This window comes from Bacillus sp. Marseille-P3661 (genome assembly GCF_900240995.1).
In the GTDB taxonomy this organism is placed as follows: domain Bacteria; phylum Bacillota; class Bacilli; order Bacillales; family Bacillaceae_J; genus OESV01.
Map to the genome: position 1 here is coordinate 849,891 of NZ_LT965953.1, position 21,753 is coordinate 871,643.

The 21,753-nt window shown below is 36.5% G+C and carries 25 protein-coding genes and 1 other annotated feature; all 25 genes read left to right on the forward strand.

From position 1 onward, the window contains the following. The first annotated feature begins 58 nt into the window (after positions 1 to 58). Complete coding sequence (locus tag C1724_RS03805) at positions 59 to 511, forward strand: type II secretion system protein (RefSeq protein ID WP_258000273.1); 453 nt, start codon at positions 59 to 61, stop codon at positions 509 to 511. A gap of 73 nt (positions 512 to 584) precedes the next feature. Beyond that, positions 585 to 1,136 carry a hypothetical protein gene (locus C1724_RS03810; protein ID WP_102345399.1) on the forward strand — a complete coding sequence of 184 codons (552 nt, stop codon included), beginning with the start codon at positions 585 to 587 and terminating at the stop codon, positions 1,134 to 1,136. Between the two features lie 15 nt (positions 1,137 to 1,151). Beyond that, on the forward strand, positions 1,152 to 1,910 hold the full coding sequence (locus C1724_RS03815) for a prepilin peptidase (RefSeq protein ID WP_102345400.1): 759 nt from the start codon (positions 1,152 to 1,154) through the stop codon (positions 1,908 to 1,910). Positions 1,911 to 1,935: 25 nt separating this feature from the next. Continuing rightward, on the forward strand, positions 1,936 to 2,922 hold the full coding sequence (pilM, locus tag C1724_RS03820; RefSeq protein WP_102345401.1) for a type IV pilus biogenesis protein PilM: 987 nt from the start codon (positions 1,936 to 1,938) through the stop codon (positions 2,920 to 2,922). Further along, on the forward strand, positions 2,922 to 3,533 hold the full coding sequence (locus C1724_RS03825) for a hypothetical protein (RefSeq protein ID WP_102345402.1): 612 nt from the start codon (positions 2,922 to 2,924) through the stop codon (positions 3,531 to 3,533). Before pilM ends, C1724_RS03825 begins: the two co-directional genes overlap by 1 nt. Next, positions 3,533 to 4,621 carry a LysM peptidoglycan-binding domain-containing protein gene (locus tag C1724_RS03830; RefSeq protein ID WP_102345403.1) on the forward strand — a complete coding sequence of 363 codons (1,089 nt, stop codon included), beginning with the start codon at positions 3,533 to 3,535 and terminating at the stop codon, positions 4,619 to 4,621. The genes C1724_RS03825 and C1724_RS03830 overlap by 1 nt, the downstream gene beginning before the upstream one ends. A 104-nt stretch (positions 4,622 to 4,725) precedes the next feature. Next, positions 4,726 to 5,850, forward strand: a complete 1,125-nt coding sequence (locus C1724_RS03835) for a hypothetical protein (protein WP_102345404.1) — start codon at positions 4,726 to 4,728, stop codon at positions 5,848 to 5,850. Positions 5,851 to 6,126: 276 nt separating this feature from the next. Beyond that, positions 6,127 to 6,690, forward strand: coding sequence for a Maf family protein (locus C1724_RS03840; protein WP_102345405.1), 564 nt, complete (start codon positions 6,127 to 6,129; stop codon positions 6,688 to 6,690). Positions 6,691 to 6,727: 37 nt separating this feature from the next. Further along, complete coding sequence (gene radC, locus C1724_RS03845) at positions 6,728 to 7,426, forward strand: RadC family protein (protein ID WP_374703419.1); 699 nt, start codon at positions 6,728 to 6,730, stop codon at positions 7,424 to 7,426. A 290-nt stretch (positions 7,427 to 7,716) separates the two neighbouring features. Then, complete coding sequence (locus C1724_RS03850; RefSeq protein ID WP_102345407.1) at positions 7,717 to 8,757, forward strand: rod shape-determining protein; 1,041 nt, start codon at positions 7,717 to 7,719, stop codon at positions 8,755 to 8,757. 17 nt (positions 8,758 to 8,774) lie between these two features. Beyond that, the gene (mreC, locus tag C1724_RS03855; protein WP_102345408.1) at positions 8,775 to 9,653 is read left to right on the forward strand and encodes a rod shape-determining protein MreC; all 879 of its coding nucleotides are present in this window, start codon (positions 8,775 to 8,777) and stop codon (positions 9,651 to 9,653) included. Beyond that, complete coding sequence (gene mreD / locus C1724_RS03860) at positions 9,654 to 10,178, forward strand: rod shape-determining protein MreD (protein WP_102345409.1); 525 nt, start codon at positions 9,654 to 9,656, stop codon at positions 10,176 to 10,178. Positions 10,179 to 10,235: 57 nt separating this feature from the next. Continuing rightward, on the forward strand, positions 10,236 to 10,916 hold the full coding sequence (minC, locus tag C1724_RS03865) for a septum site-determining protein MinC (protein ID WP_102345410.1): 681 nt from the start codon (positions 10,236 to 10,238) through the stop codon (positions 10,914 to 10,916). A gap of 1 nt (position 10,917) precedes the next feature. Then, positions 10,918 to 11,715: a septum site-determining protein MinD gene (gene minD, locus C1724_RS03870; protein ID WP_102345411.1), complete on the forward strand. Its 798-nt coding sequence runs from the start codon at positions 10,918 to 10,920 to the stop codon at positions 11,713 to 11,715. A gap of 220 nt (positions 11,716 to 11,935) precedes the next feature. After that, positions 11,936 to 13,225, forward strand: a complete 1,290-nt coding sequence (locus C1724_RS03875; protein ID WP_102345412.1) for an O-antigen ligase family protein — start codon at positions 11,936 to 11,938, stop codon at positions 13,223 to 13,225. A 74-nt stretch (positions 13,226 to 13,299) separates the two neighbouring features. Next, positions 13,300 to 14,112, forward strand: coding sequence for a M23 family metallopeptidase (locus tag C1724_RS03880; RefSeq protein ID WP_102345413.1), 813 nt, complete (start codon positions 13,300 to 13,302; stop codon positions 14,110 to 14,112). Further along, positions 14,105 to 14,959, forward strand: coding sequence for a M50 family metallopeptidase (locus tag C1724_RS03885; protein WP_102345414.1), 855 nt, complete (start codon positions 14,105 to 14,107; stop codon positions 14,957 to 14,959). Before C1724_RS03880 ends, C1724_RS03885 begins: the two co-directional genes overlap by 8 nt. Before the next feature lie 91 nt (positions 14,960 to 15,050). Next, positions 15,051 to 16,529, forward strand: coding sequence for an Rne/Rng family ribonuclease (locus C1724_RS03890; protein ID WP_102345415.1), 1,479 nt, complete (start codon positions 15,051 to 15,053; stop codon positions 16,527 to 16,529). A 173-nt stretch (positions 16,530 to 16,702) separates the two neighbouring features. Then, positions 16,703 to 16,794: a sequence feature (ribosomal protein L21 leader region), on the forward strand. Between the two features lie 13 nt (positions 16,795 to 16,807). Continuing rightward, a complete protein-coding gene (rplU, locus tag C1724_RS03895) occupies positions 16,808 to 17,116 on the forward strand; it encodes a 50S ribosomal protein L21 (RefSeq protein WP_102345416.1) in 309 nt (102 codons plus the stop codon). 15 nt (positions 17,117 to 17,131) lie between these two features. Continuing rightward, positions 17,132 to 17,464 (forward strand): ribosomal-processing cysteine protease Prp, encoded by a 333-nt coding sequence (locus C1724_RS03900; RefSeq protein ID WP_102345417.1) that lies wholly within the window; start codon positions 17,132 to 17,134, stop codon positions 17,462 to 17,464. Between the two features lie 25 nt (positions 17,465 to 17,489). Continuing rightward, positions 17,490 to 17,774 carry a 50S ribosomal protein L27 gene (gene rpmA, locus C1724_RS03905; RefSeq protein WP_102345418.1) on the forward strand — a complete coding sequence of 95 codons (285 nt, stop codon included), beginning with the start codon at positions 17,490 to 17,492 and terminating at the stop codon, positions 17,772 to 17,774. 209 nt (positions 17,775 to 17,983) lie between these two features. Then, positions 17,984 to 18,523 carry a sporulation initiation phosphotransferase B gene (locus C1724_RS03910; RefSeq protein WP_102345419.1) on the forward strand — a complete coding sequence of 180 codons (540 nt, stop codon included), beginning with the start codon at positions 17,984 to 17,986 and terminating at the stop codon, positions 18,521 to 18,523. Positions 18,524 to 18,557: 34 nt separating this feature from the next. Beyond that, positions 18,558 to 19,838, forward strand: a complete 1,281-nt coding sequence (gene obgE / locus C1724_RS03915) for a GTPase ObgE (RefSeq protein WP_102345420.1) — start codon at positions 18,558 to 18,560, stop codon at positions 19,836 to 19,838. A gap of 128 nt (positions 19,839 to 19,966) precedes the next feature. Next, positions 19,967 to 20,428, forward strand: coding sequence for an ACT domain-containing protein (locus C1724_RS03920; RefSeq protein WP_102345421.1), 462 nt, complete (start codon positions 19,967 to 19,969; stop codon positions 20,426 to 20,428). A gap of 22 nt (positions 20,429 to 20,450) precedes the next feature. Further along, positions 20,451 to 21,329 carry a prephenate dehydratase gene (pheA, locus tag C1724_RS03925; RefSeq protein WP_102345422.1) on the forward strand — a complete coding sequence of 293 codons (879 nt, stop codon included), beginning with the start codon at positions 20,451 to 20,453 and terminating at the stop codon, positions 21,327 to 21,329. Positions 21,330 to 21,753 lie beyond the last annotated feature (424 nt).

Here is a 21,753-nt window from a genome sequence, read left to right on the forward strand (position 1 = left end):
TTGGCTATAAAAAGAGAAAATAGCCAAAACAAACAAATGATGGAATAGGAGAGAAGAAATGATTAAAAAAATGAAACAGCTGCTTAAGAATAACAAAGGTTTTACATTAGTTGAATTACTTGCAGTAATCGTTATTTTGGGAATTATTGCAGCGATTGCTGTGCCGAGTATTGGGAATATAATTGACAATAGTAAAAAGGATGCACATGTTGCTAATGCAAGACAACTAATTGAGGCAGCAAGATTGAAGGTTGCATCTGAAGGAATTAATATTACAACTACTGCCACAGAGTTACAAATGACTGATTTAGTTAGTCAGGGCTATCTAGAATCTGCTCCTAAAGATCCAACCGGTACAGGATCATATACTGCTGGGGAAGTTTATGTACAAAAAAATGCCACTGGAATTATAGAATATTCAGTATGGCTAGATGGAGCAAACCATGATATTGGATCGGATGGTACTGGTGTTAAAGCAGCTGATCTTGATCGCACTGATGTAACAGGATAAATTTGAATTGACCACCGCATCAACCCCGTTGATGCGGTTTTCCACATCTACACCAAAAGGAGGTTCCCACAACATGATTCTAAATATTTTTTCCCTTGATCCTAATCGCCAAAAATATCCCTTAACAGAAACATTTGCGGTGATTGCGATTATTGGAATTTCGTTTGTTGTGGGAAATATTTTATTAGCGCGTGCCATCGAAATTTCTGAAAAGCATTCCCATCTTTTCAACGTAGATGCGATCACTCGTGTAATGCCCATCTACCTTGTTAGAGAACAGCCTTCTTTTAGTAGGGATGATTACTATAATGAGCATTCTTTATACTATACAGATATTTCATTAACAACACTAATTCAATCGAACTATATTCAAGGTGGTTTGGATTCGGAATCTTTTGATTCGATAACATCGCTTGATCAAGTGTACGGTGATCACTCATACATAAGAGTAATTAAAGTTAAGGATCAGGTAATATATCAAATTTATTTAACAGCAGTTGATCAAAAACAAACTTCGATCATAAATACAATCACAAATCCAACGCTAGTAGGAGAAAAGTCTATACAAACAATGGTGCCGATTGATACACTTGATACGGAAGATGTTGTTCTACCCAAATATTAACTTGGAATGATACCTATGAATTTTATTTTACTTATCTATATAGGAATTGTTGGCCTTGTATTAGGATCATTTTATAATGTTGTTGGTTTGCGGGTGCCGCAAAAATTGTCGATCATCAAACCACGCTCTCATTGTCCAAACTGTCAACATGAACTAACAGCCACGGAGCTGATTCCTGTTTTTTCTTTTATATTACAAAAAGGAAAATGTAAAAGCTGCGGTATGAAAATTTCGTGGATATATCCAGTTTTTGAAATTATGACGAGTTGTTTATTTGTGTTGTCTGCGATTCTGATCGGTTGGACACCAGAGCTAATAGTTGCCCTGCTATTAATGTCCTTGCTAATGATCATTTTTATTTCTGACATTCATTATATGATCATTCCAGATAAAGTTCTGTTGTTTTTTGCTCCGTTATTTCTAATTGCTAGGATCATTATCCCGTTGGACCCGTGGTATAGTCCTTTTGTTGGCAGTGTGCTAGGATTCGGTTTATTGCTATTGATTGCGGTCATAAGTCGTGGCGGCATGGGCGGCGGCGATATAAAGCTATTTGCGGTGTTAGGCCTGGCGTTAGGCTGGCAAAATATTTTGCTAACTTTAATGTTCGCTAGCTTGTATGGGTCGATCGTCGGAGTATGCTTGCTGCTAAGTGGAAAAGTTAAACGTGGAGAGCCTGTACCATTCGGGCCTTTTATTGTGATGGGTGCGATAACAGCTTATTTTTTTGGACAACCTATTATTAAGTGGTATGCAGATTATATAAACGTATGATTCTTATTGGGGGTGAAAGTAGGCGGTGTTTACCAAGAAAAATCACAAAATACATATAGTCATTAAAGATCATGTCTTTCGTTTTATTGAATCTACACAAGCAAATCTTGAATCATTACAAACATATGGTGAACGCTATTTGCCGCCTGGTGTCATTCGTGAAGGGAAAATCATCGAACGAGAAACGCTAACCATGATACTTTCAGAAATAATAGATGAACTTAAACTGCGTGGCAGGAAAGTACAATTTTTTGTACCAGATGCATACGTAGTAATCCGGAAAATTCAGATCCCAGTTGATATTCCAGATGATGAAATAATGGGCTACTTGTTTTTAGAGCTAGGTGAAAGTATTCACTTACCGTTTGAAGATCCGCAATTTGATTATTCAATCGTTCAAAAAGGTGAAGAACAAACTGAAATAGTACTTGTTGCGTCCCAACGAAATTTAATCGAGGAGTACGCAACTGTTCTTAGAGATATAAAGTTAAAACCTATTGTTGTAGATGTATCATCTTTATCAGTATATCGATTGTTACATACTCTAAAAATGGTAGATCAGGATGAACATCTAATGCTGCTGCAGTTTGATATACAGGCTGTAAACGTAACAATTTTTCATCAAGATATACCTCAATTTACAAGGCATCTAAAATTGAATTTAGATCATGATTTATGGGAAGTTAAAAAAAGTGAAGATGGGATTCAAAAGTTATTTTGGATCGGTGAGCAAGAAGAAATTGATGGACAAATTCAAGATATTGTCACTGAAGTCGATCGGATGCTTAATTTTTACCGGTATTCTGTTAATCAAGGTCGAGTAGGTGTTAGCAAAATATTGCTAACAGGTGATTACCCTAAATTAGACTATGTAGTTTCCATCTTAAAAAAATCTGTGGATCTGTCTGTTGAGCAACTTTCTGAAGCTGCAACTAGCACTCGTTCCGGTGCAGAAATTCCGATGCGATTTCATGAGCTTGTCGGACTTGCTCTTAAAAGCGAGGTGCAATAATGCTTGTTGAAATTAACTTACTAGGAAAACCAGAAAAACGAAATCTCGCTCCCTTTGTGATCTTTACGAGTTTAGCAATATTAATAGTTAGTCTAAGTATACTAGCTTTCATGTTATATAAAACAACGGAATCAGAATTAACTAGATTAGAGCGGGAGCTACAATCTAAGCAACAGTTGCTTTCTGTATACGAGCAAAAAAAAGGAACTGAATCTGCAACAACAGCGGTCGATGATTTAATTGCAACGATTGAATGGGTGGAAACTTTCCCTACGCCAACGGTGCTTTTAATTCAGCATTTGACGTCATTGTTGCCTGAACGCGGCTTTATTATGAATTTTTCCTATAGTGATGATGGTAGTCTAGGTCTACAGGTCCAAACGGATACAAATCGTGAAATGGCTTATTACTTAAAGTCCTTGCTAGATTCCCCTTATATTAGCGAAGCGAGTTTAAATAGTTTGTCAACGATTCCAATCGTAGTTGAGGGAGAAGAAGGCAGTGGAACTTTTGAAGGAAATAATTATGTTCCTCGTTATACAGGTCAATTTCAATTAACAGTAAATAAAGATGCTTTAAGAGCTGAAGTCGAAGCGGAGGGAGAATCATAATGGCCCTTCATTTTACTCGAAAATTAACGCTGCTGCTAATTGCTGGTATTCTCGTTATCAGCGGAGCATTTGCTGGCTTTTACTATTCAAAAATAAAACCAACGCAACAAAGTATTGAAAGTTTAAAGAATAGCGTTGCGACTGAAGAAAAGTTATTAGCTGCTTATGAAAATAAAGTGAATGAAATCCAAGAAAAGACAGCACAGAACTCTACTAATTTGCAAAAAAAAGTACCGGTAAAACCGATACTTGAGCAATTTTTATTAGATTTAGAAAGAGCGGAAGTTGTTTCAAATAGTTTTATATCCAGCATGACATTTGGGCATGAAGATGTAACAGTGGAACCTGCGGGAGCGAATGGTGAGTCAACTCTAGAAAACAAAGTTGAAGGTGCCGGTCAGATTGACGAGGCACAGCAAATTCAAAATGGTGATCAACAAGATGAGCAATCTCCTAGTGTGGTAACAACCCCACCGCCTTCTAATCTGCCGCCAGGAATGAAACGATTAAGTATCAATTTATCTGTTCAATCGCCTAATTATTATGCGATGGAGACCTTTTTAAAAGCCATTGAAGATTTAGAACGAATCACGAAAATAGACACGCTTACATTTTCTGGACCTCCAGAGAGACGGACGATCATTGAGGAAGAGGATACAAGGTTGTCGTATAATCTGACAATTTCTACATTTTATCACCCGGGTATTGAGGAGCTGCAAAATGAGTTACCTCCATTTGAAGTTCCAGAGCCAGCTAACAAGCAAAACCCATTAGCTAAAGCTAGTAATGGGATAAACGAAGTTGCTGCAAAGGAACAGGTCACTCTAAATAGATCTGTTACTGTTGCAGGTTATCCTATTGACCAAGTTCCAGAACAAGTTGATGAGCTATTGCACCAACAGCAGGATAATGTGATTTTACATAAAGTGAAACCTGGAGAAAGCTTATACTCCATATCAGTTAAATATTACGATACGTTTAAAAAAGAATTATTTCTTCAGGAGTATAACAACTTAAAAAATAATATCATACATCCAAACCAAATTATAAGAGTTCCGATGGATAGCAGTTCTATTGTCAACAATTGACGAATAGTATTAAGAACAAGACGACAAATGTCTTGTTCTTTTTTATTTTCGTTATGTTAGCATTAATAAAAGTGCGCGAGCGAACCGTTGAAAGAGGTGGAAAAATGGACAAGCAGCGAACAGAGCGTATTTCGATTCGCATTAATGGTAAAGAAAAGAATCTATTATCTGAGGATGAATTGAATCAAGAGATCGCCGTAGCAAGTGAGAGTGTGCATGATGAACCAGGGGAGTTTGAGAAAACGTATGTCCTAGATAATGAAAATGACGAAGACTTTCAAACCAATATAATCGACTTTGAAGAAGTTCGTTTAGAAAGAGGCTATAATAAGACTATCAAAAAAAGAAAGTTCACGTCTTTACCGCCCCCACGGCATAAATTACCTAAGAAAAAGAAACGCCATACCCCGTTATTTAAACATAGACCTGCATTTTCAGCATCAAAAAAGATGCTGGCTGCATTAATATCAGCAATTATTATCGGTACGGGCTTTGGTTATATTGTATTATCATTATTTACAGATATTTCTGATTCGACTGAACCTCCTAGAGGTAATGTTCAACAAGCCGTTGCACCACCTAATCCAAGTGTTGAAAGCAACCAACCTTCACAAACTGCTAGTACGGCAGGAGCCGGCATTACTGAAATAGAAGCAATGGGTGTTCAAGTGATCCAAGGTGGTGCTTTCTCATCAGTGGAGGCAGCCAATCAGTTTGCCGCAAAATTAACAACAAATGGACAAGCGGCTGTAATAGTACCTGAATCGAATCCGGTGTTAATGTTTATTGGTATTGGGACAAACTCGACTGAAATTGGCGCGATAAGTGAGTACTATAAAGAGCAGGGACAGGAAATCTACGTAAAAAGTGTGAAGACATCAAGTGTAGATGCTAAATTAATAGATGAATCCTATACATCCTTCATACACAACGGACAGGATCTTTTTAAGTCGTTAATTACCCTATCAACACAGGCATTCACTGCTAGTAAGGTAGATGATAATAGTTGGTCTAGTCTTGAACAAAGCTATAAAAACTGGAATGGTGCAATTCCTAACGAATTACCGGATTCATTAACAGCTTTTTCAGGATCGATTACAAATGCTTATCAAGCTTTATCAGCTTATAGATCATCACTAGATGAAGGACAACTTTGGAAAAGTCAGCAGGCATTGTTAGAAGGCTACATTGCTTATGATCAGTGGGTAAAAAATTCTAAAAATGAATAAAACCGTACGATTTTTAATTTCTCAAAGAAAGTATAGCTGAAAATTAAACTTTTAAGAAAAGAAACCGATAGGGTTTCTTTTTGTTTTTGCATAGAAATGCTTAAAGTAAAAGGTATAGTTAACAAAAGTTATTTATATAGCTTAGAAGGTAGATATAGAATTTTTAATTTCTCAAATTTGTTTCACGATAAAAAGTTTGGTATTTTACGATTAACACTTGTTTATTAAGTAAGCAGTGGGCTTTTAGAGAAGAAAATATGTGATAGGTGATGAGATATGAAAAAGCTAATTCTTGCATCGGGATCTCCTCGAAGAAAGGAGTTATTAGAAAAAGCGAATATTCCTTTTGAAATTATTATAAGTAAAGTCGACGAAACCTTTGATCCTAACGAAGGTCCTGATGAGATTGTGAAATCATTGGCGCTTCAAAAAGCAGAAGATGTTTCAAAGCATCAGCCTGAGGATGCTGTAGTTCTTGGAGCAGATACGATCGTTACATTTGAGGATCAAATTTTAGGCAAACCGAAAGATAAAGATGAAGCAAAAAAAATGCTGCAGCTATTATCTGGGAAAGAGCATGTTGTTTATACAGGGGTTGCGATTGTGACAAAGGGAAATCGATCGGCTTTTTACGAGCCAACCAAAGTCACGTTCTGGGAACTTGAAGAAAGTGAGATTGATCAGTATATTGAGAGCGGTGAACCGTTTGATAAAGCGGGTGCTTATGGAATCCAAGGACTTGGTGCACTTCTTGTAAAACGGATTGAAGGAGACTATTTTAGTGTGGTTGGGTTACCAATTTCAAGGACAGTTAGGGAATTGAAAAAATTTATGAATTAGTGCTTGTAATTTTAAATAATGGCCATAATATAAGGGGATGAAAACTTTGGAAGGAAAATCGCTTATGATCCGCGATTTCCCGAAAGATGAGACGCCACGAGAACGATTAATTGCTGATGGCCCATCAAGTTTATCTAACCAAGAATTGTTAGCAATCCTACTTCGAACGGGAACGAAAAATGAATCTGTATTACAATTAGCTAATCGCTTGATCAAGCATTTTGATGGCTTACGAATGTTAAAGGATGCAACAATTGAGGAAATTACCAATATCCATGGTATAGGGCAAGTTAAAGCGCTACAAATTATCGCATCTGTAGAGCTTGGACGAAGAATGGGTAGATTGCAATATGATGATCGATATGTTATTCGATCCCCGGAAGATGCAGCGAAATATATGATGGATGAAATGCGCTTTTTATCACAAGAACATTTTGTTTGTCTTTACTTAAATACTAAAAATCAAGTTATCCATAAACAATCGATTTTTATCGGTAGTTTAAATGCATCCATTGTCCACCCGCGAGAGGTGTTTAAGGAAGCGTTGCGACGTTCGAGTGCATCGATTATCTGTCTTCATAATCATCCAAGTGGCGACGCAACGCCAAGTCGTGAGGATATTGAAGTGACAAAAAGGCTAGTTGAATGTGGGAAATTACTAGGAATTGAAATTCTTGATCATTTAATTATTGGTGAGCAAAAGTTTATAAGTCTCAAGGAAAAAGGATATGTATAAGACTATCCTTTTCTCTTTATTTACATTATAATTAAAATTATGAGTTTGTGTGTACTCACGGGAAATGTTCTTTATTAGGTTAAAATTTCATTGATAACTAATCTAAGAGGTACTAACAAGATAAGTAGCTTTTTGCTGTTGTGCCAATGTTTCAGAATATATCCCCATAAGGACATTTCTAATCATAGAAAATAAGCGATATTGCTTTCGAAATACACAACTTATATCTCGGTTAATTAGAAACTAAATTTCAGAATGACCGGTTTTTAGAAAGGAAGAGGTACATATATATGTTTGGTTTAGGTGGCTTTTCTCGCGATATGGGAATTGACTTAGGAACAGCTAATACCCTTGTTTATGTTAAAGGAAAAGGGGTAGTTGTTCGTGAGCCTTCGGTAGTTGCCCTTCGTACTGATAAGGGTACGATTGAAGCGGTGGGAAATGAAGCGAAGAATATGATCGGGCGTACGCCAGGAAATATTGTCGCAGTTAGGCCGATGAAGGATGGAGTTATTGCCGACTTTGAAACAACAGCGATCATGTTAAAGCATTTTATTAATCTAGCAATGCGGAATCAGTCCTCTTTTTCACGTAAGCCGAATGTGATGGTATGCGTGCCCTCGGGTATAACTGCAGTTGAAAAGCGTGCAGTTGAAGATGCAACAGTTCAAGCTGGTGCACGTACTGCGTATACGATTGAAGAGCCCTTTGCTGCAGCGATTGGCGCTAACTTACCTGTATGGGAGCCAACGGGCAGTATGGTTGTAGATATCGGTGGAGGAACAACAGAGGTTGCGATTATTTCCCTTGGCGGAATTGTAACAAGCCAATCAGTTAGAGTAGCTGGTGATGATATGGATGATGCCATTATCCAATATGTTAAGAAAAAGTACAGCTTAATGATTGGTGAGCGTACGGCTGAACAGCTAAAGCTTGAAATCGGGTCAGCGGGATATCCTGAAGGCATTGAACCAATGGACATTCGTGGTCGTGATTTGTTGACAGGCTTACCCAAAACGATTTCTATTTCAGCTGAGGAAGTTGGATCAGCTTTACAAGATACGGTTTATGCGATTGTAGAAGGAGTTAAGAACACATTAGAGAAATCACCACCAGAATTAGCAGCAGATATTATGGATCGGGGTATCGTGTTAACAGGTGGAGGAGCTTTATTAAGAAATCTCGATAAAGTAATTAGTGAAGAAACAAAAATGCCTGTATTAGTAGCTGAAGAGCCATTAGATTGTGTCGCTATTGGAACAGGTAAGGCATTAGATAATCTTCATCTCTTCAGATCCAAAGCAGGAATTACATCGAGAAACAGAAAATAATGAAGTAGGTGTAAATCATGCCACAGTTTTTCTTAAACAAACGGTTGATCGTGCTTTTAGTCAGTATTATTTTATTGGTGGCATTGATTGGTTTTTCATTGAATGATCGTTCTAAGTTGAGTTGGCCTGAACAGTTTTTAAAAGATACTGTTGGCTGGTTTCAATCTATCTTACATCAACCCGCTCAATATGCAGCGGGTTTCTTTGAAAATATAAGTGAAATCAAGAATACATTTGAGGAAAATAAACTATTAAAGGCACGATTGGACGAGTATGTAGAATTAAATGCTCGCGTATTAGAATTAGAAAGTGAAAATGAGCGTCTTCGTGAAATCTTGGATAAGAAAGAAAGCTTGCGGAATTTTAAAATAACCCAAGCAACAGTAATCGCTCGAAATCCTGACTATTGGCACGAGCTTATCTTTATTAATAAAGGTGAACAGCACGGTGTAAAGATAAACATGGCTGTCATTACCTCTAAAGGAATGATAGGAAAGGTAAAACAAGTTTCACAATTTACATCTACTGTTCAATTGCTAAGTGCAGAGGATCGAACAAATCGAATTTCTGCGATCATTAAAGGAAATGCAGATGTTTTCGGTTTAATAGAGGGCTACGATGAAGAAAGAAAGGCACTTCTATTTAAGCGAATTCCTTTTGATGTTAAGGTTGAAGAAAAGCAGACTGTTGTTACTTCTGGATTAGGCGGTGTGTTTCCAAAAGGCTTAGTCATTGGGGAAGTTATCGAAGTAGTACCTGATGAATATGGTTTAACACAAATGGCTTATATTAAGCCGTCAGCAGACTTTTATGATATTGATCATGTGATGATTGTAGAACGATTGTCTTCGACACCAGATGAGGATTTGCTAGAGCAAGTAGAAGGAGGATACTAAATGAGACGTTTCCTCCTGCCGTTTATAATTTTTATCGCATTTATTTCCGAAAGTAGTTTTGTTGAGCTGACCCCTTTAGGGAAATTGGAAATGGATAGAATATTTGTTCCGAGATTTACGATTATTTTAATAATGTTAGTTACTTTTTTTTATGATCGAAATAAAGCAATTGTTTATTCGATTATTGCAGGTTTACTTTATGATGTTATTTATACAGATATAATTGGTGTCTATATGTTTTCGTTTCCACTTGTTATTTATATAATCTCCTATACGATGAAAGTCCTACATGTTAATATATTCGTAGTATTCCTTATTACTGTCATTGGAATAGGCTTGTTAGAAACGATTGTATATGGGCTCTACTATTTAGTAAACGTTGCTCCGCTTGATTGGAATGGCTTCCTTTATAATCGGTTATTACCAACAGCAGTATTAAATGCTGTTTTTATAATTCTTGTTTATTATCCAATGAAACAATTTCTAACAAAATTAGAAAAATTATCAATGAAAGATTCTGTTTAATTAATAAAGGAAATACAGCATAAATGTCGAAACAATTATGTACTGAGGTGAGCGAAGATGATCGGACAGAAACAGCAATTTGTGACAATCAAAGGTACAAAAAGTGGCTTATCTCTCCATTTGGACGATTCGTGTTCGTTTCAACAACTATTAAAGGAGCTAGAAGAAAAGCTATCTACTAATCAGCAGAAAGATAGTCCTTTAATTTCTGTTGATATAAAAGTTGGAAATAGGTATCTTAATAGACAACAACAAGATGAGATCCGAGAAATCATTCGAAGTAAAAAAAAGCTAGTCATCGGTTCCTTTGAATCCAATGTATTAACAAAAGAAGAAGCACTAGAATGGAAAAAGCAAACCGATATTACAACGGTAGCAAAAATAATTCGTTCCGGTCAGGTATTCCAAGTTCCAGGCGATTTATTACTGATTGGTGATGTCAATCCTGGTGGAACAGTAATTGCGGGCGGAAATATCTTTGTATTGGGTGTATTAAGAGGAATTGCCCATGCAGGCTGTTATGGAAATGACGATGCGGTTATAACTGCATCTGTAATGAAACCAATGCAAATAAGAATTAATAATCTTGTAAGTCGTTCACCTGATAATCAAGATGCAGGCAATGAAATGGAATGTGCTTTCATTGATACGCATGAAAATCAAATAATCATAGATCGAGTACAAGCGTTACCGCATCTAAGACCAAAACTAACGAGGCTTGAAAGGGGTATGATGTAAAATGGGAGAGGCTATCGTTATTACATCCGGTAAAGGCGGCGTCGGAAAAACAACAACAACAGCGAACTTAGGCACTGCCCTAGCATTAACAGGTAAAAAGGTATGTTTAATTGATACAGATATTGGTTTACGTAATTTAGATGTTGTAATGGGACTAGAAAATCGGATAATTTATGACCTAGTTGATGTTGTTGAGGAACGTTGCCGTCTTCAACAAGCATTAATTAAAGACAAACGCTTTGAATGTCTTTATTTGTTACCTGCTGCCCAAACAAAGGACAAGTCTGCTGTGCAGCCGGAACAAATGAAAAAGCTCGTTGATGAATTAAAACAAGAGTATGATTATATTCTTATTGATTGTCCCGCTGGCATTGAACAAGGCTATAAAAATGCAGTTGCTGGGGCAGATAAAGCAGTTGTTGTGACGACGCCAGAAGTCTCATCAGTTCGCGATGCTGACCGAATTATCGGATTGTTAGAGCAAGAAGAAATTGATCCGCCCAAGCTAATTGTTAACCGAATTCGTAATCATATGATGAAGGCTGGCGATATGCTTGATGTAGATGAAATTATTTCTGTTTTAGCTATTGATCTATTGGGAATTGTTGGGGATGATGATACCGTTATTAAGGCATCTAATAAGGGAGAGCCGATTGCATTAGATCCAACAAGTAAGGCGTCTATTGCTTATCGTAATATGGCAAGACGCATACTTGGAGAATCCGTGCCATTGTTATCGCTAGAAGATGAAAAAACAGGTGTGTTTTCTAAAATGAAAAAGTTCTTTGGGATGAAGTAATTTCATTTTCAATGATTGCTAGATTGAAAGTCTGCGATAGGTAGTATGTTCATTTTTAGTAACCTGTCCTAAAATGTCTTTAAAATAGGATAAATATTTTTAGATTAAACACTTCGAGCAGATCGAAGTGTTTTTATGTGATTCTTCTAATATTATAGCGATACAATGTGTAATCGGATGTAAGTCAATTTTATATTTACCTAGAAAGAGGATAACGACTATGCATTATTTTCTCTTGGCCTTTCTTGTGTTATATCCATTTTGTATTTTTCCTGCGGGCTCTGACCCTTATTACTCCGCACCTAAAGCCATTTATTTAACAGTTTTTGTTTTTTTGCTTTGGTTATCGTATTTGTTGCTAATTTTAAAGGGTACCGCTAAGACTACACTGACGAAAGTCGATTGGCTGCTAATATGTTTATTATTGCAAATTACGCTATCTACTTATTTCTCAGTAAATACTGAGTTATCATTAATTGGAACAAAAGATCGTTATGAAGGCCTATTAGCTTGGATTGGCTATTTAAGTTTGTTTTTCTTTTCATCACGGTATTTGGATATATTAAAAAGAAACAAAGTCTATTTTGCTGTAAGTGTAAGTTCTGGACTAGTTGGTGTTTATGCAATCCTCCAACACTTTTTAATCGATTTTTTGCCAAGAAATTCAGATAAACTGACATGGACAAGGAGTTATGGATTTTTCGATAATCCAAACTTTTATGGAACGTATACTGTAATTATGTTGCTATTTAGCTTGACGGCCTTTTTAGAAGAAAAAAAGAAACCAAGACTTTACCTGTATGCAGGTACAATATGCATTCTGTTTGTTTCAATGCTTTATTCGTTAACGAGAAGTGCTTGGCTTGGTAGTTTTGTTGGATTCGTGATACTTACACTGTTTGTGTGGAAACACAAAGGTTTATGGCTAAAATGGTTTTTACTATCATTTGCTTTGTGTTGTTTATTTGTGATTGTAAATATTACTGAACAAAGTACTACTGTTCAACGGGCTAATACGATTATTGCTGATGGCAATAAAGTCTTAACGGGTGATAGTCATGCAGGCTCAAGCCGTTTATATATATGGAAGTCTTCTTTTCCGTTACTTAAAGACTATTATTTATTTGGTTCAGGACCAGATACATTCGGCGAGGTTTTTCCGTATGATTCACCTGATGAATTGCGCCAGTTTTTTGGAACTGAGAATATATATGTTGATAAAGCACATAATGAATTTCTGCAAATGGCCGTTACAATGGGGCTCCCTGCTTTAGTTATTTATTGTTTACTTTTAGGATTACTAGCAATAAAATTGTTTCGTCTTGTATTATCTAAAACAATAAATTTTGAGACACAATTATATAGTATCGGCTTAATATCAGTTATGTTTGGTTACAATGTTCAAGCGTTTTTTAATATTAGTGTCATTACAGTCGCACCGTTTTATTGGCTTTTTTCAGGAGCGGCTTATAACCTTGTACGGAAAAAAAATAATCAACGCTATTCTTAAAAGTTTCTCTGTCATATCCTCTCGGGACAAGTCATAAATATAGTAAAAAAGAGACGAGCGGGGGGAATTTCTAGGTGAGTGATCGAATTAATGACGTGAAAAAAAGGATAGCAAAACGGAGAAAAGAACGATCTGCGTTTGGTGAGGGATCTTCGGAAAGCAGAATATATCCTCTGCCAAAGGACGAAGAACGATATGGGGAAATGCCGTTTGTCGACTATGAACACTCTGTAAATGGTCCACAGCCGATATTCAGGAAAGAAGTCGTCATGTTTCAGGTTCTACTGGCTGTAAGTATGTTTTTAGTAGTGGGAATACTGTTTAAAGACAATTCTCCAAGATGGGAATCTGCAAGAGCCTTTGTGAATCAAAGTATGGATAAGGAGTTTCAGTTTGCAACGGTTTTAAATTGGTATGAAGATCAATTTGGGCAACCAGTTGCACTGTTACCGAATGTTGATAATAGCGGACAAACTGGTGATATCCAGCAATCTCAGTATGTTAATAGTGATGAACCGAACACAAAACCTGTTTTTGCGGTTCCAGTAGCTGGCCGTGTCTTAGAGCCTTTTAATAAAGACGGTCAGGGAATTATGGTTGAAACAGGACGAGATTCGCTAGTAGAAGTAATCAATGATGGTGTTGTCATTGAAATAGGCGTAAAAGACGAAATCGGAAAAACAGTTGTTGTTCAGCATCCTGACGGAAGTGAAACATGGTACGGAAATCTTGATGAAATAGATGTTAAGTTATACGACTTTGTCAAAAGCAGAACGAAGCTTGGAAAGGTTGTGAACTCAGAGGATGGACAAACGGGAACATACTACTTTGCAATTAAACAGAATGATCATTTTGTTGACCCCATTCAGGTGATTAACTTTGAATAATATCTTTGCTAAATTGTCCATTCACCCTTTATTTTGGCTTGTTGTTGGCTTTGGGATTATGACAGGGCGATTTTTAGAAGTTATTATGCTGTTTTTCATCGTGTTTATTCATGAAATGGGTCATGCGGTTGCGGCCCATTTTTTTCATTGGAGAATAAAAAAAATTCAAATTCTGCCATTTGGCGGAGTCGCTGAAATGGATGAACATGGGAATCGCCCTTTAAAGGAAGAACTGATTGTTATTCTTAGTGGCCCTGTACAGCATATATGGCTAATAGGGTTAGCTTATTTACTATTATCGATTGGCATGATTGATCAAGGCACATTTGATTTATTTTTGCGACATAACCTTATTATTCTTGCATTTAATTTATTACCTGTATGGCCATTAGATGGAGGAAAGCTCCTATTTCTAGCATTATCATATAAATATCCATTTGGAACAGCACATCAATATGCCTTGTATGCGTCTTTAAGCATGGTCGGATTACTAGTGTTGCTTACATTAATAATCTATCCGTATCATTTAAATTTGTGGCTTGTGTTATCGTTCGTTGTTTTTACACATTATGTTGAGTGGAAACAACGAAAATTTGCGCATATGCGATTTTTATTAGAACGTTATTATGGTAGAAGTATTGAAATTAACCAATTAAAGCCAATAAACGTGAAAGAAACAGATCAAATTGTGGATGTTTTTGCGAAATTTTGCCGTGGCTGTAAGCATCAAATTGTTTTGAAACTTAGTGATCGTGATCAAATTACCTTTGATGAAAATGAGCTATTACATGCTTATTTTGCAGAAAAGCGCGCGAGTGGAACAATTGGAGAAGTGATTGGTATTTAAAGCAGGCAGTTAGTTGCCTGTTTTTTCTTTTTTTTAAAGTATAGTATGATGTGTTTAGGTTTTGAAAATTTTATAGTAAGGAAGAAACAGCTTGAAAAAAATTATTTTCAATGAACGTAATAACCAAAAACGAGCCGCAATTATAGAGAATGAAAAACTTGTTGAACTATATATTGAGGACCCTGTTGACAAATCGGTAGTTGGCAATATTTATAAAGGGCGTGTCGTAAAAGTAGTTCCTGGTATGCAGGCGGCGTTTGTAGATATTGGCCTTAAGAAAAATGGCTTTTTACAAAAAGAGCAATTAGTTACATATAAACAGTTGGACCCTTCACAAAAAGCAAAAATACCGCTTTCAAATTTGATTCATGAAGGTCAGGAGTTAATCGTTCAAGTTACAAAAGACTCCTTTGGTGAAAAAGGACCACGATTAACGACATTACTTGAGATACCAGGCCGTTTTGTCGTTTATATGCCAAATGATAGCCATATTGCTGTATCGAAAAAGCTAGAAGAAGATGAGAGAGAAGACTGGCGAAACCTAGGTTCCATACTGTGCAATGAGCCTGAAGGAGTACTTTTTAGAACTTCTTGTCATGGTCAAGCAAAGGAAGTGGTTGAACATGAGATAAAGGCCCTTCAAAAAAAGTGGACAGCTGTTTTGGCTAGTAGTTCTACATTAAAGCCGCCCAAGCTGATTTATCATAATGCAAGTAGTGTTAAGACACTTACCCGTGAATTATTGCCGAATCAACCAATAGAAATTGTCATCGACGATGGTGAGCTTTATCGCAATTTAAAAGAGGAGTTATCGATTTTTCCTTCGAGCTCTATTCAAGTTACATACCATATGAATAAAGAAAACATCTTTTTACACTATGGTATTGAGCAGGAAATTGAGCGAGCGTTAAATCCACAGATTTGGTTGGAAAATGGTGCAAGCCTTATGATTGATCAAACTGAAGCATTGACAGTGGTCGATGTAAATACAAGTAAATATACTGGGAAATATAATGCCAAAGATACAGCGATCAAAACGAATGAATTGGCTGCGATTGAAATTGCTCGCCAATTGCGGCTTCGGAATATCGGCGGGATTATTTTAATTGATTTTATAAATATGGACCGTGAAAAAGATCGTGACAAAGTAAAGCGGAAGTTGTTGGAAACTTTAAAAGGAGATCCTCACTTTACGCAAGTTTTCGGTTTTACTAAATTAGGTTTACTTGAAATGACTCGGAAAAAGGACCGTAAACCGTTAAGTGAACAGCTGACTATGATATGTTCAACATGTCATGGTACGGGGAAGGTATTTTCAAATGAAGAGCTTTGTTTTCGAATTGAAAGAGCACTGTGGGAATATCAAGGCATGGATGAAGAAGCTATACTCATTGAAACAGCTCCTGCTGTTATTGAAATGTTTAAGCAAGACGGTCATTTGAAACGCTTGGAGGATGCATTAGGCTTTTTCATTTATTTCTTGAAACAACAGGATGGTCAGGGTGAACAGACTTTTCAAATTAGACATATTGGATCAAAAACTGAAATAGAAATTAGACTTTCAAAGTAAATAGGCTCGTATAAGTAAGTTGATTAAATATTATGGTTTAACTTAAATTGGAACGCATATAAAGTATTACATAGTCATTGACATTTTTAATTGAAATATGGTATGATCTTCATTGTGTTTATGCTATCTAATACTAGTAGATAGGATTAATAGTATAAAATTATTGTAGCGCACCCACGCTACAACCGCGCAGAACAGGTGTTAAATCTATAAAAGGGTTAAAAACTCTATTATAGTACCTAGGATGGCGAGTCTTAGTCTAAGAGGAGGTGCAGAGAATGTACGCAATTATTGAAACTGGTGGTAAGCAAATCAAAGTTGAAGAAGGTCAAGCAATCTACATCGAGAAAATTGATGCAGAAGCAGGCGAAACTGTAACTTTTGACCAAGTATTAATGGTTGGTGGTGACAACGTTAAAGTTGGAAGCCCAATCGTTGAAGGCGCTACTGTAACAGCTAAAGTTGAAAAGCAAGGTCGCGCAAAGAAAATTATCGTTTTCAAATACAAGTCAAAGAAAAACTACAAGCGTAAGCAAGGTCATCGTCAACCTTATACAAAAGTTGTAATCGAAAAGATTAATGCTTAATTTAAGGCTGATCGTATGATAAAAGTTACGATTAAAAGACTTGCAAACCATTCAATTAAGTCGTTTGAGATGAGTGGACATGCTGATAGCGGACCATATGGTCAAGATATAGTATGTGCTGGTGCATCTGCAGTTTCATTTGGAACAGTGAATGCGATCTATAAGCTTTGTCAAACAGAACTTGAGATTGAACAAGGTAAATCAGGTGGTTTTCTCCGCTGTGTAGTACCTGATCATTTAGATCAAGCTACCAATGAGAAAATACAACTATTACTTGAAGGGATGCTTGTATCCTTACAAACGATAGAACATGATTACGCAAAATACATTAAGATTTCTGACCAATAGGTTAGTGTATCAGGAGGTGAAACTGATGTTAAGATTAGATCTTCAGTTTTTCGCATCGAAAAAAGGGGTAGGTAGTACTAAAAACGGTCGTGACTCTATCTCTAAGCGTTTAGGTGCTAAGCGTGCTGATGGCCAATTAGTTAATGGTGGAGAAATCCTTTACCGTCAACGTGGTACAAAAATCTATCCAGGAAACAACGTGGGTCGCGGTGGTGACGACACATTGTTTGCTAAAACAGCTGGAATCGTACGTTACGAGCGTGTTGGTCGTGACCGCAAGCAAGTATCTGTATACCCAGTAGCTCAATAATTAGAATAAACTAATCATGAGTTAAAAGCTCTAACCATTAGGTTAGAGCTTTTCTGTTTTAGTTTACAATTCGACAAGTACCAGGCACTTGTCGAATTCAAATTAAATTGAAATACTGGTGCCTTCTGTAACAATTTTTTAAAAACTTTGTTATCGTTTGTATGAATATTTGATATAATGCACTTAAATTGTTTGTTAGGAGTGCACATATGGATAAAGAATGGAATGCAGTTGAAATTTTACGGCATTCGCGACATGATTGGTTGAATAAGATACAGCTGATAAAAGGCAATATTGCGTTGAATAGATTGGATCGCGTGAATGGAATTATCGAGGAAATTATTATAGATACTCAAAATGAAACGAAATTGACTAATTTAAAAGCGGATCGCTTTGCAAGCTATTTGTTGACTTTTAATTGGAATGCACATCATTTTTTGTTAGCTTTTGAGATTGTTGGCGATGGCCAAGACTTATCTATTATTGATACAGACCTATTTCTATGGTGTTCGGAATTTTTTAATATATTGAACGAAAGCGTTCAGCAATATGGTGACAACCAGATGAATTTGTCAATTCAATTTTCAAATAAAGATGTTCGTTTCTTTTTTGACTTTAGTGGAATAATAGAGGGAGATAGTAAAATCTTAAATTTTTTAGAAAATCAAAATGCCCATCCTTCTGTAAATGTCATTGAACATCAAGTACATAATGATGAGATGCTTGTGATGCTAAAAATAAATATTTAAACTATGTAAACAGTTGCAATTGAGAGGTGATAACATGTTTGTCGATTACGTCAAAGTATATGTAAAAGGCGGCGATGGCGGCAATGGTATGGTTGCATATCGTCGAGAAAAATATGTTCCAAAGGGTGGTCCAGCTGGTGGTGACGGCGGTAATGGTGCAGACGTCATTTTTGTAGTAGAGGAAGGGCTGCGTACGTTAATGGATTTCCGTTATCAACGACACTTTAAAGCAAGTCGTGGAGAGCATGGAATGTCTAAAGGAATGCATGGAAAAAATGCAGAACCAATGATTGTAAAAGTACCACCAGGTACTGTTGTTCGTGATGCTGAAACAGATGAAAAAATTGCTGATTTAACATTACACGGCCAACGAGCAGTTATTGCGAAAGGCGGTCGCGGTGGTAGAGGAAACACAAGATTTGCGACACCAAGTAATCCTGCACCTGAAATCGCTGAGAATGGTGAACCAGGGCAAGAGCGCGATGTAATTCTAGAGCTAAAGGTGTTAGCAGATGTAGGGCTAGTAGGGTTTCCGAGTGTAGGGAAATCTACATTATTGTCAGTTGTTTCTGCTGCAAAACCAAAAATCGCTGAGTATCACTTTACGACTATTACACCTAACTTGGGTGTTGTAGAAACAGAAGATGGTCGAAGCTTTGTAATGGCTGACCTTCCTGGACTTATTGAAGGAGCACACCAAGGAGTAGGTCTAGGTCATCAATTTTTGCGTCATATTGAAAGAACACGGGTTATTGTTCATGTCATTGATATGTCAGGATTGGAAGGACGCGATCCTTATCAAGATTACCTTACAATTAATGAGGAGCTAGCTCAATATAATTTGCGTTTAACTGAACGACCACAAATTATCGTTGCCAACAAAATGGATATTCCTGGTGCTGAAGAAAATTTGGAGAAGTTCAAAGAACAGCTTGAAGATGATGCGCCTATTTTCCCTATATCGGCAGTTACACGACAAGGCCTACGTGATCTATTATTCAAAATAGCTGATTTGGTTGAAACAACACCAGAGTTTCCACTTGATGAGGAAGTTGAAGAAACACATATATTATATCGTCATGAAAGAGAAGAAACTCCATTTACAATTACTAGAGATGATGATGGTACATTTGTAATCTCTGGAGCCGAAATTGAGAAGAAGTTTAAGATGACAGATTTTTCACGAGAGGAATCTGTACGCCGTTTCTCAAGACAGATGAGAGGTATGGGAGTCGATGAAGCCTTGAGAGCGCGTGGAGCAAAAGATGGCGATATCGTAAGGCTATTAGAATTTGAGTTTGAATTTATAGAATAGGTTATGGCTCTTACAAACAAGATTCCAATAACCCGTTAAAGTAGAAAAATTAAGCTCCCCACTATAAAATTAGTGGGAGCTATGTTTTTAAATCAAGACTTTCTCATATGAGGAAGGGGGAAGTTTGAGTGGGGAAATCATCTGAACTTGAGCAGCAAAGCTATTTTTTAATTCGAGAGGATTTTTTGCCGGAAGCGATGAAAAAAACGCTTGATGCTAAAGCATTAATCGAACGCGGAAAAGTCGATTCAGTTGCAGATGCGGTTCAATTAGTTGGACTAAGTCGAAGTGCATTCTATAAATATCGCGATGCTGTTTTTCCGTTCAATGCTATGGTTAAGGAAAGAATTATTACACTATTCTTTCATTTAGAAGATCGTTCAGGAACGTTATCACAAATGTTAGCTATTGTTGCCCAGTCGGGGTGTAATGTGTTAACGATTAACCAAACAATTCCACTTCAAGGTAAAGCAAATGTTACCCTTTCATTGAACACAGCTGGAATGAAAGATGACATCAATGCTTTAATTAAATGTTTAAAACAACTAGAATTTGTAGAAAAGATTGAAGTGCTTGGTACAGGTGCTTAATTGTAAAAGGGAGAGAAGTAACATGGCAGCAAAAGTTGGTTATTTAGGTCCAAAAGGCACATTTACAAAAATAGCAGTAAATGAACTATTTCCTAGGGAAAATAAAATACCGTTCGACACAATTCCTGCATGTATAGATGGAGTTATGAATGGTGAATTAGATTATGCTGTTGTACCATTAGAAAATGCTATAGAGGGTTCTGTTAATTTAACTATTGATTATTTGATTCATGAAAGTACTTTACCAATTGTCGGAGAAATAGTTGTTCCAATTCGTCAACATTTAATGGTACATCCGACTAACAAAGATAAGTGGAAAGATATCACTAGTGTTCTTTCGCATCCACACGCCATTGCACAATGTCATCAATATTTACACAAAAATTTGCCGAATTCAAAGCTTGAATATGTTAAATCTACAGGTGCTGCAGCTGAATATGTGGAAGAACATCCTGAAGAGTGTATTGCAGCGATTGGAAATGCACTAGCAGCTGAAGAATATCACTTGGAAATTGTTAGTAGAGATATCCATGATTATGATAATAACAAAACTCGTTTTGTTGTACTAAATCGCAATGTGGTTGACTTAAGTACGAATAACCCGTTATATCAAGGAGACCGGACAATGTTGATGGTTACCCTGCCATCCGACTATGCAGGTGCTTTACATCAAGTTCTTTCGGCATTTGCATGGCGTAAGTTGAACTTGTCAAAAATTGAATCAAGACCAATGAAAACTGGATTAGGCAATTATTTCTTTATAATTGACGTTGAAATGAAAAAAGACGATGTTTTAATTCCTGGTGCAATCGGCGAGCTAGAATCATTAGGCTGTTCTGTTAAGATTTTAGGTAGTTTTCCTGTTTATTTTGTTGGAAAAGAAACAATGGCCAATAAATAACCATAAAAAAGTCCCACTATTTTGATAAATAGATGGGATTTTTTAATTTTCTGATAATTTATTGTACTGAGTAACGAAATGTGTCTTTTGCATAGAAAAATATAAAAACTAGTAGCGGGTAACAAGAGGAGTACTTATCTGATTACTGATAAAGATAGAGTGCAGAACAAATCATATACAGTCGCTAATAGCTTAAATAAAGGAACAAATGTCCGGTAAAGTTCAGAAACTCCCCATTTTTAGTCAATTAGCGGAATAGATGTCCGGTTAAAAATGACGCCCAATTTAAGCGGACATAGAATCTCTTATATTCACAAAAATCGGCGTTTAGAATATGTTACCGGACATAAGATTCGCTATTTCCCCAAAATACTTCAAATACAGTACCTAATAGCTTAAATAAAGGAACAAATGTCCGGTTAAA

Bases quoted from the DNA above. Each gene is read 5' to 3' on its own strand.
- C1724_RS03805 (WP_258000273.1), top strand. From the start codon at position 59: ATGATTAAAAAAATGAAACAGCTGCTTAAGAATAACAAAGGTTTTACA.
- C1724_RS03810 (WP_102345399.1), top strand. From the start codon at position 585: ATGATTCTAAATATTTTTTCCCTTGATCCTAATCGCCAAAAATATCCC.
- C1724_RS03815 (WP_102345400.1), top strand. From the start codon at position 1,152: ATGAATTTTATTTTACTTATCTATATAGGAATTGTTGGCCTTGTATTA.
- C1724_RS03825 (WP_102345402.1), top strand. From the start codon at position 2,922: ATGCTTGTTGAAATTAACTTACTAGGAAAACCAGAAAAACGAAATCTC.
- C1724_RS03830 (WP_102345403.1), top strand. From the start codon at position 3,533: ATGGCCCTTCATTTTACTCGAAAATTAACGCTGCTGCTAATTGCTGGT.
- C1724_RS03835 (WP_102345404.1), top strand. From the start codon at position 4,726: ATGGACAAGCAGCGAACAGAGCGTATTTCGATTCGCATTAATGGTAAA.
- C1724_RS03840 (WP_102345405.1), top strand. From the start codon at position 6,127: ATGAAAAAGCTAATTCTTGCATCGGGATCTCCTCGAAGAAAGGAGTTA.
- radC (WP_374703419.1), top strand. From the start codon at position 6,728: ATGAAAACTTTGGAAGGAAAATCGCTTATGATCCGCGATTTCCCGAAA.
- C1724_RS03850 (WP_102345407.1), top strand. From the start codon at position 7,717: ATGTTTGGTTTAGGTGGCTTTTCTCGCGATATGGGAATTGACTTAGGA.
- mreC (WP_102345408.1), top strand. From the start codon at position 8,775: ATGCCACAGTTTTTCTTAAACAAACGGTTGATCGTGCTTTTAGTCAGT.
- mreD (WP_102345409.1), top strand. From the start codon at position 9,654: ATGAGACGTTTCCTCCTGCCGTTTATAATTTTTATCGCATTTATTTCC.
- minC (WP_102345410.1), top strand. From the start codon at position 10,236: ATGATCGGACAGAAACAGCAATTTGTGACAATCAAAGGTACAAAAAGT.
- minD (WP_102345411.1), top strand. From the start codon at position 10,918: ATGGGAGAGGCTATCGTTATTACATCCGGTAAAGGCGGCGTCGGAAAA.
- C1724_RS03875 (WP_102345412.1), top strand. From the start codon at position 11,936: ATGCATTATTTTCTCTTGGCCTTTCTTGTGTTATATCCATTTTGTATT.
- rplU (WP_102345416.1), top strand. From the start codon at position 16,808: ATGTACGCAATTATTGAAACTGGTGGTAAGCAAATCAAAGTTGAAGAA.
- C1724_RS03900 (WP_102345417.1), top strand. From the start codon at position 17,132: ATGATAAAAGTTACGATTAAAAGACTTGCAAACCATTCAATTAAGTCG.
- rpmA (WP_102345418.1), top strand. From the start codon at position 17,490: ATGTTAAGATTAGATCTTCAGTTTTTCGCATCGAAAAAAGGGGTAGGT.
- C1724_RS03910 (WP_102345419.1), top strand. From the start codon at position 17,984: ATGGATAAAGAATGGAATGCAGTTGAAATTTTACGGCATTCGCGACAT.
- obgE (WP_102345420.1), top strand. From the start codon at position 18,558: ATGTTTGTCGATTACGTCAAAGTATATGTAAAAGGCGGCGATGGCGGC.
- pheA (WP_102345422.1), top strand. From the start codon at position 20,451: ATGGCAGCAAAAGTTGGTTATTTAGGTCCAAAAGGCACATTTACAAAA.